The 2,839-nt window shown below is 47.7% G+C and carries 4 protein-coding genes; 1 reads left to right on the forward strand and 3 read right to left on the reverse strand.

Annotation, left to right across the window (positions count from 1 at the left end; translation table 11 throughout):
• Positions 1-400: NUDIX hydrolase (locus tag ACJ751_RS25760; protein WP_407748408.1), on the forward strand; the 400-nt coding region annotated here is incomplete at its 5' end.
• A 38-nt stretch (positions 401-438) separates the two neighbouring features.
• Here the strand turns inward: ACJ751_RS25760 and ACJ751_RS25765 are convergent.
• From ACJ751_RS25765 to ACJ751_RS25775, 3 genes are all read right to left on the reverse strand, one after another.
• Positions 439-861 carry a hotdog fold thioesterase gene (locus ACJ751_RS25765; RefSeq protein WP_407748409.1) on the reverse strand — a complete coding sequence of 141 codons (423 nt, stop codon included), beginning with the start codon at positions 859-861 and terminating at the stop codon, positions 439-441.
• Positions 862-1,114: 253 nt separating this feature from the next.
• Positions 1,115-1,582 (reverse strand): pantetheine-phosphate adenylyltransferase, encoded by a 468-nt coding sequence (coaD, locus tag ACJ751_RS25770; protein WP_407748410.1) that lies wholly within the window; start codon positions 1,580-1,582, stop codon positions 1,115-1,117.
• Between the two features lie 87 nt (positions 1,583-1,669).
• Positions 1,670-2,605, reverse strand: coding sequence for an aspartate carbamoyltransferase catalytic subunit (locus tag ACJ751_RS25775; RefSeq protein WP_407748411.1), 936 nt, complete (start codon positions 2,603-2,605; stop codon positions 1,670-1,672).
• Positions 2,606-2,839: the final 234 nt, after the last annotated feature.

Here is a 2,839-nt window from a genome sequence, read left to right on the forward strand (position 1 = left end):
AGCCGGCGGCGGTTTGGTACTTAATGAAACGGGGGAAGGCTTGTTCATCTTTCGCCGGGGAAAATGGGACCTGCCAAAAGGGAAACTGGATGATGGAGAAACCCTGGAAGCATGTGCCGTGCGGGAAATTCAGGAAGAAACCGGTTTGCAGCAGGTGGAACTGAAAAAACACCTGGTTACCACCTGGCATACCTATGATGAAAGTGGTCACCATGTATTAAAGGAAACCTGGTGGTATTTATTAGCTGCGCCCGGCCATCAACAACTGATTCCGCAAACTATTGAACAGATCACCCGGATCGAATGGGCATCTCCCGATAAATTTGAACAATATACTTCGAATACTTTCCCGGCTATTGTGGATGTGTTGAAGGCAGCGGGGTACCCCCCAGCCCCCTAAAGGGGGAGAAAAAATCCTGAGCGGAGTCGGGGCATCCATTATTTTTTTAGGATAGCAACGGTTAGTCTGCTTATGCAAACCAGTTTCCCGCGTTCATCATAAATTTTTATATCCCAAACATGGGTGGTGGCGCCCAGGTGTATGGGTGTGGTAATTCCGGTTACCCGGCCTTCGCGAACTCCCCGAATGTGGTTGGCATTGATCTCGAGTCCAACGCAGATAAATTTTTCGGGATCAATGACCATCGCCGAAGCCACACTGCCCAGGGTTTCGGCCAGTACACAGGAGGCGCCGCCATGCAATAACCCATAAGGTTGTTTGGTGCGGACATCTACAGGCATGGTCGCCTTCATAAAATCAGTTCCCAGTTCGGTAAATTCAAGGCCGATGTGTTCACCCATGGTATTTTTTCCCAGGTGAATGAAGTCATGCAGTTGGAGATCTTTCTTGAACCAAATCATATGGAGTGGTACTTGTAAGCAATTGAAGAAGGACAATGCTTGCCCATGGAACGCTGAAAAAAAAGGAATATGTCGTGAAACGTAAAACGTGAAAGGACTCGCGACGGGTAATATTCCTCACTGATTTCATCTTCCACTCGTTTCATATTCGGCCCTTTATCAACTCCATCAACCTCCTACTTCTTACTTCCTACCTCCTGCATTTCTCCTCGTCAACTCGTCAACTTGTCAACTGGTCAACTGGTCAACTTTCTCATATATCCTTAGACACGGCCTGTGGCAAGAACTGACGGGCATCGCCGCCATTGCGGATCACATCTCTTACCAGGGTGGAGGCTACCGAAGTGTATTGCGGCAAACAGGTTAAGAATACCGTTTCAATATCCTTATCCAGGCTCCGGTTCATATCGGCAATAGCCTTTTCATATTCAAAGTCATTCACATACCGGATACCGCGCACGATAAAATTGGCGCCTACCTTACGGCAACATTCTACAGTCAACCCTTCGTACACTGCCACCGAAACCTTGGGATTATCCCTGAATATTTCCCTGATCCACTTCATCCGTTGTTCTTCAGAAAACATAGCCGATTTATTGGAGTTGCGGCCAATACCTATTACCAGTTTATCAAACAGGGGAAGTGCGCGATGAATAATATCCAGATGACCTATCGTAATAGGATCAAAGGTTCCGGGGAACAGGGCTATGCGTTGTTGCATAATTGTAGATTAATATATAAGATACAAGACCAGGGGTACAAGATACAAAAGAAACCCTTGTACCTGGTTCCTTGTTGTCCTGTGCCTTTAATTTGTCATTTCCCGGCCACCAGATAACAGGTACAATGCGGCCATCCGCACCGCTACCCCATTTTCTACCTGGTTTAAAATGATACTCTGATTGCTGTCGGCGGCATCGCTATCCAGTTCCACGCCCCTGTTGATGGGACCGGGGTGCATGATCACGATCTTTTTATCGAGGCTGTCGAGTAAGCGTTTGTTGATCCCATACGCCAGGCTGTATTCGCGCAGTGAAGAGAACAGTACCTGGTTCTGGCGTTCGAGCTGGATCCGCAGCACGTTGGCCACGTCGCACCACTCCAGTGCTTTTCGCAGGTTGTATTCCACCCTGATATCAAATGCTTCCTGGATGTATTTTGGAATAAGCGTTGGCGGACCTGCCACCATTACTTCGGCGCCCATTTTCTTCAGCAGGTAAATATTACTCATAGCTACCCGCGAGTGCATGATGTCGCCGATGATGGCCACTTTCAATCCTTCGAGGCGACCCAGTTTTTCGCGCATGGAGAACGCATCGAGCAGTCCCTGGGTGGGATGTTCGTTGATGCCATCTCCAGCATTTACGATGGCGGCCGGAATATGTTTTGCGAGAAAGTGGGGGGCGCCGCTGGCACTGTGCCGCATTACCACCATATCTACTTTCATCGACAAAATATTATTCACGGTATCCAGCAGGGTCTCCCCTTTTGAAACGGAAGAAGCGCTGGCCGTAAAATTAATGGTGTCGGCGCTCAGGCGTTTTTCAGCCAATTCGAAAGAGATCCTGGTACGGGTTGAATTCTCGAAAAACAGGTTTACGATAGTAACATCCCGCAAAGAAGGAACTTTCTTGATAGGCCGTTGTAAAACTTCCTTGAATTGGGTGGCAGTATCTAAAATAATCTGAATGTCCTGACGGGTGAGATCCCGTATACCGAGCAGATGTTTTACTGAAAGTTGCATTTCAAGCTGCGAAATTAAGGGAAAAATGAATTACTTGCTTTACACGTCAAAATCAGTCCATTATAATAATACAACCTCTTCTTTTCCATCGCGTTCTTTCCAGAAAACTTTCACTTTCTGCGATACGATGGAATCGATGGAACGGCCGGTATAATCGGGTTGAATGGGTAATTCCCGGCTAAAGCGGCGGTCGATGAGCACACACAGCTCTACTTTGGCCGGCCGGCCAAAACC

The sequence above is a fragment of the Niastella sp. genome, assembly GCF_045805085.1.
Classification (GTDB): domain Bacteria; phylum Bacteroidota; class Bacteroidia; order Chitinophagales; family Chitinophagaceae; genus Niastella.

What these genes read in the sequence shown, in the direction of transcription:
- ACJ751_RS25765 (WP_407748409.1), bottom strand. Translation starts at nt 861, where the DNA reads ATGATTTGGTTCAAGAAAGATCTCCAACTGCATGACTTCATTCACCTG.
- coaD (WP_407748410.1), bottom strand. Translation starts at nt 1,582, where the DNA reads ATGCAACAACGCATAGCCCTGTTCCCCGGAACCTTTGATCCTATTACG.
- ACJ751_RS25775 (WP_407748411.1), bottom strand. Translation starts at nt 2,605, where the DNA reads ATGCAACTTTCAGTAAAACATCTGCTCGGTATACGGGATCTCACCCGT.